The sequence below is a fragment of the Hadarchaeum sp. (SeqCode) genome, assembly GCF_049969415.1.
Classification (GTDB): domain Archaea; phylum Hadarchaeota; class Hadarchaeia; order Hadarchaeales; family Hadarchaeaceae; genus Hadarchaeum.
This window is the reverse complement of sequence record NZ_JBMFOX010000052.1, coordinates 1-4,509: the sequence shown is the minus strand read 5'-3', so window position 1 is coordinate 4,509 and position 4,509 is coordinate 1. Positions and strand designations below refer to the sequence as shown.

Below are 4,509 nucleotides of genomic sequence, written 5' to 3'. Positions count from 1 at the left end.
GAAAATGGGGCGACTGAGTAGTGTGATTCGAGCGTGGTTGTGGGGTTGTGTAGCTGTTTTTTTTCTTCCATCTCGCAGCCTATCTTAAGGCCCCGGGTAAAGTACAGATTGTTTGGTTCGATGTAATCGCTTGGCCGATTGCCTGTTTTCTGATAGTGCTGACGATAGAATTTATGTTAAATAGGATTGAAAAGTGGCGAACTCAAAAAAGGCGTCATTGAACATTGATTGCAAATATACTGTCCAGTACCTTTTTAGTTTCTATATTGGCACCCACCCTTAAAGAAGGTGTTGTTCCTTAATATCGACGAGCTCCGTTGCGAGGAAGTTATGGGCCAGACGGATTGGTACACCTTTAGGTTGGCGGTGGTTGCTTTCATTCACTGCCGCAATGACATCGAAGAAGGGGGACCGTGGGCGCGGGAAAAGTTGTGGGACAAATTTCCCGGCCCAAGGTCTTGACAAGGTGGGGGGGCCCCCCCATTATCATCCCGGTCGCCATCAAAGGAGGTGATGAAGGATGGCGACCTGGAAGAAAGTGGTTTTGGGTTTTTTGGTTGTTATAGTGGCAATATTCCCAGTGTTTCCCCAGACAAGCGCAGTACATGCTTTGTCTAACAATGAGAATTCGATTGTATTACCTATTGGCAATGAGCTTTCGGATGACGAATTGTTTGTAGTAGAGGGAGAGATACCATGGTGGGCATGGGTGATAGTTGTTGCGGTAGTGGGTGGAATAAGTGTAGGAGGGTCGTATTGTATCATTGAAGCAATGCATGGCAGAACTCCACGATGGGATGTAGGTATGGCACTTTTCGGCTTTGGTACTCTTGTTACAGCCATAGGTTTCTATGCTTCAGTACGCGCTTCTACGAGTTCACATAAAATTTTAGCTGATCTAGTACCATATTCATCTGCTAATTTGATACCGGAGAACGCAGCAAGGTGGAGGTTTTGAATGAACTCGTCTCAAAACTAGTGTAGTATACTCCTCTTTGACAAAGTTAGTCAAGGAGGAGGGAATGAGGTTTCAAGAACTAACCGACGAGCAGTGGGAATTTATCAAACCCTTGCTTCCCCTCAAAAACTAATGTGGGGAGACCTAGAGCAGGCAGGAAGACCATAAATGGCATCTTATATATCTTCATCACAGGTTGTCGCTGGATGGAGGCTCAAGGAATAGGAAAGGGCGGGGATATGGGAAGGGGTTTGGAGGAGGCTTCTCAAGATATGAAGAGGGGAAGCTCAACTTGGATATAAGCTGAAGCGAAGAAAGGGGGGAACTCATAGTTTCGTGGAGGATTTGGAGATGAGTTCTATGCTACTGCATTGGCTTTTGTTGATTTTTTCAATATTTATTTTGAACTTTTTAGTGTTGTGGTTGGTTATCGCTTTTGGTCTTTCAAAAGCAAAAAATATGCCATTTTTTGACGTTGCTTTACAAATGCTTAAAAATAATCGCGTGCGCTTAACGCTAATTGGCTGTTCAATTATTGTGACAATAGGTGTAATACTGGCTGTTCAAATTGGATAAAGACCGTTAGCAATTTTTAAGGGCGCTTGGGATTGGTTCATCGGCAAGGGGGCATCTTTGTTGTGGAAATTACGAGCTACACTAGTTGTTCTATTATATGCCTTGTTTTTGGCAAGCGCAATCGCCTTGGCATCACTCTTGAGCGGCTTTATCAAAGAGAGATCATGGCAAGCAGCCATTGCAAATTGGCCATATAAGACCTGGTCAAGCGTAGTACTTTTACTTTCCGTGACGATTGGAATAAGTTTTTTCATCTGTTGGATAGAAAAAAGTTTTAAAAGATAAGTTTATGCCCAAAAAGCGCTCAGAAAAGTGCACGGTTTACTGCGACTGTTACGTTGCAGGTGTTTGTCCTTTCGGCGCCGGAGGGAAGTGTGACTTTTCGCAGCCGTGGGCGGTGGTCCGGCGGCTGGTGGTTGCCTGGGTAGCAGTCGTGCTCGTCAGCATACCGTTTGACATGGTGATCCACGCCCTCGAGGGTGCTCAGCGACGCAGAAAGACAGGGGAGAAGGCGAACAAGGGATCTGAAGGCCCCGGGACCTCGCCGATGTAGCCCACGGGGGACTCCAACATGGGGGTGAATTTGGCAGAACTGCTCTTGTTCGTTGAACTCCTGTTCCAACCAGTTCCTTACCGTGACCTGCAGTATACAGAGATGGTGGGGCAGACGGACTGGTACACCTTTGGGCCGGCAGCGGTTGCTTTTGTTTACCGCTGCGATAACGCTGCTTTGGGGAAGGGGGGCCGTGGGAGGGGGAAAAGTTGTGGGACAAATTTCCCGGCCCAGGGTCTTGACAAGGTGGGGAGGGGGGCCCCATTATCATCTTGGTCGCCATCAAAGGAGGTGATGAAGGATGGCGACCTGGAAGAAGGCGGTTGTGGTGGCCTTGGCGGCCATGGTGGCGGCCTTCCCGGCGTTCGCCCAGGTGACCGTGGCAGAGGAGGTCCAATCGGTGCTGCCGGCAGGGGAGGAGCTGCCGGATACTGAATTGCTTGGGGCGGAAGGCGAAGCGGCATGGTATCTCGTAGCGCTTTTGGACGCGGGCATAGCTGGAGCAAGTGCGGTAGGCATCCATTACGTTGGTAGATCTAACCTAGACCCGGGCTTGCAAGCTGCATGCATAGGTGGCATTGCTGCTGTAGCTGCTTTTCTAGTAGGTGCTTCCCATTATTTGCTTTCCGACCGGTAAGCAGTGAGGGAGGGGCTATATGACTGCAGTGGTAGCAGTTGCAGGGGGCCTCCTCGGTTTGTGCGGAAGTCTCGTTTTATTTGGGGGATTATCAGCGCTAAGAAAGAGTGTAGGCCTTATTACTTGGTTTCTGATCGTAGCCATCGTCTGTGCGCTTAGCGCGACGCTCGGTATTCAGATGGTAACCGTTCATTGGGCAGAACTCGTCATCGTTGGAGGGATCGGCGGTCTAGGCGGTGCCTTGGTAGGGATTGGCTACCGTTTGTTTAACCCGTTCCGTGATCGGATCAGGTAGGACCTGCGGCTGACAGCGGAAGCTACCCCGTATGCTTCGGCATCTTGGATAAAGGGGGTTGGCGGTGGCCTTGGCGGCCGTGGTGGCGGCTTTCCCGACTTTCAGCCAGGTGACCGCAGGCCAGACAGTCTTGGTAGAGGAACCCTGGATCGCGTTGCCCCAAGGCGATGAGCTTTCGGACACAGAGCTTCTTGCAGTGGACGGCGAGGCCGACCCACTCACTATAGTTGCAACGGGGATAGTAAGCGGAGCTATTTCAGCAGTCTTGGATGTGGCAAAACAACTTGGGACGGAAGGGAAAGTGGATGGGAAAGAGGTGGCGATGGCCTTCGGTGCTGGCTTCGTCGGGGGAGTCATAGGTGCCACTGCGGCCGGAGCAAAAGCTGTTGCGGTTGTTCGCTCGGGTCTAGCGGGTGCACTCCGTTGGACTGGACGCGCTGTGGCAACTGTTGGAGGTGCTGCTGTATCCTTTGGCCAGAGAGTTTATGAAACATTGCATAGGGTCCACATAGTACTTCACACGCATGTTAGTGAGCGCGTGGTCAATGCATTCAGAACGGTCTGGGATTGGCTCCGGAGGTGAGACCATGGCCGAGAGGAGAAAACTAGATAAAGTAGATGTCGTTGCAGATTTTTTTGCGCGCATGGTGGTTTACCTGTTTCTTCTGGCCACAGCGACCTTCATAGCCAGCGCCGTTTCGGAGCGATCGTTAGTAGAAGGGTTCAAGCGGTGGCCAATGAGTACATGGTGGACAGCGGTTCTCTATCTCCCTGGCGCAGCATTGTTAGCCGTGACTGACAAATGGCTAGAGCGCCGCAAGCGTGAGGTTGCGCGGGAAAGGTAGGCACGTTGGGAGAGGCCAGCCCTGTGGGCGATTTCGCCGCACATGCCTTGGATTGGCCGCGGCCATGGTGATGTTTGTTTTCAACATTGTCACGAAGGCGTCGCTTGAAGACGCGATCAGACAGTGGCCCTTTTCCACGTGGTTTGAGAAGGAACGGGAGAAGAAACGGGACACTTGACAAGCAATCACATAGAAGTCGCTGGAACGCGGTAATGATTACTTTAGATGTTTCTTCTGTAACGCTGCTAGCGCTTCTTGTCGAGCTTTTGTTTCAGCCCCTGCCATACCGTGACCTCCGGTATACAGAGGTGGTGGGCCAGACGGACTGGTACACCTGCGGCCCGGCTGCGGTGGCCACGTTGCTCACCCACTACTACGGCCTACCGACCTCGGAGGCGGAGGCCCTGGAGCTCGCGCAAAACTTCATGCGGGCCCAAGGCCTTGAACCGGGCCCTGAGCGGGGGATAAACGCCCTGGCTCTAAAGCGAACCTTGGAAGCCAAAGGTATCCCCACTAAAGGCTTTCGCGTCAAACCCGAAGCCCTCAAAGATTACTTTGATCGAGGGGGATTGCCCCTGATCGCCCATCTTACCCAGCCGCAGAAGCACTTCGTGGTGGTCATCGGTTTCGTAGGCGACCACATAG

8 protein-coding genes are annotated in these 4,509 nt (G+C 51.6%); 7 read left to right on the top strand and 1 reads right to left on the bottom strand.

Translation table 11 applies throughout. The features are described from left to right. The first annotated feature begins 520 nt into the window (after positions 1-520). Complete coding sequence (locus ACP5PX_RS07305) at positions 521-958, top strand: hypothetical protein (RefSeq protein WP_428085311.1); 438 nt, start codon at positions 521-523, stop codon at positions 956-958. A 336-nt stretch (positions 959-1,294) separates the two neighbouring features. Beyond that, positions 1,295-1,534 (top strand): hypothetical protein, encoded by a 240-nt coding sequence (locus ACP5PX_RS07300; protein WP_428085310.1) that lies wholly within the window; start codon positions 1,295-1,297, stop codon positions 1,532-1,534. On the opposite strand, the gene ACP5PX_RS07295 is transcribed toward ACP5PX_RS07300, so the two are convergent. Next, positions 1,522-1,788 carry a hypothetical protein gene (locus tag ACP5PX_RS07295; RefSeq protein WP_428085309.1) on the bottom strand — a complete coding sequence of 89 codons (267 nt, stop codon included), beginning with the start codon at positions 1,786-1,788 and terminating at the stop codon, positions 1,522-1,524. The genes ACP5PX_RS07300 and ACP5PX_RS07295 overlap by 13 nt on opposite strands. A 35-nt stretch (positions 1,789-1,823) precedes the next feature. Between ACP5PX_RS07295 and ACP5PX_RS07290 the strand changes: the two genes are divergently transcribed. The 5 genes from ACP5PX_RS07290 to ACP5PX_RS07270 form a co-directional block, all read left to right on the top strand. Then, a complete protein-coding gene (locus ACP5PX_RS07290) occupies positions 1,824-2,087 on the top strand; it encodes a hypothetical protein (RefSeq protein WP_428085308.1) in 264 nt (87 codons plus the stop codon). 301 nt (positions 2,088-2,388) lie between these two features. Then, a complete protein-coding gene (locus tag ACP5PX_RS07285) occupies positions 2,389-2,724 on the top strand; it encodes a hypothetical protein (RefSeq protein ID WP_428085307.1) in 336 nt (111 codons plus the stop codon). Positions 2,725-3,077: 353 nt separating this feature from the next. After that, positions 3,078-3,602, top strand: coding sequence for a hypothetical protein (locus ACP5PX_RS07280; protein ID WP_428085306.1), 525 nt, complete (start codon positions 3,078-3,080; stop codon positions 3,600-3,602). Between the two features lie 4 nt (positions 3,603-3,606). Then, positions 3,607-3,864, top strand: coding sequence for a hypothetical protein (locus ACP5PX_RS07275; RefSeq protein WP_428085305.1), 258 nt, complete (start codon positions 3,607-3,609; stop codon positions 3,862-3,864). 311 nt (positions 3,865-4,175) lie between these two features. Next, on the top strand, positions 4,176-4,509 hold a 334-nt coding region (locus ACP5PX_RS07270), incomplete at its 3' end, for a cysteine peptidase family C39 domain-containing protein (protein WP_428085304.1).

Excerpts from the sequence above, each read along its gene's own strand:
- ACP5PX_RS07290 (WP_428085308.1), top strand. The coding sequence starts at position 1,824 with ATGCCCAAAAAGCGCTCAGAAAAGTGCACGGTTTACTGCGACTGTTAC.
- ACP5PX_RS07305 (WP_428085311.1), top strand. The coding sequence starts at position 521 with ATGGCGACCTGGAAGAAAGTGGTTTTGGGTTTTTTGGTTGTTATAGTG.
- ACP5PX_RS07275 (WP_428085305.1), top strand. The coding sequence starts at position 3,607 with ATGGCCGAGAGGAGAAAACTAGATAAAGTAGATGTCGTTGCAGATTTT.
- ACP5PX_RS07285 (WP_428085307.1), top strand. The coding sequence starts at position 2,389 with ATGGCGACCTGGAAGAAGGCGGTTGTGGTGGCCTTGGCGGCCATGGTG.
- ACP5PX_RS07295 (WP_428085309.1), bottom strand. The coding sequence starts at position 1,788 with ATGAAAAAACTTATTCCAATCGTCACGGAAAGTAAAAGTACTACGCTT.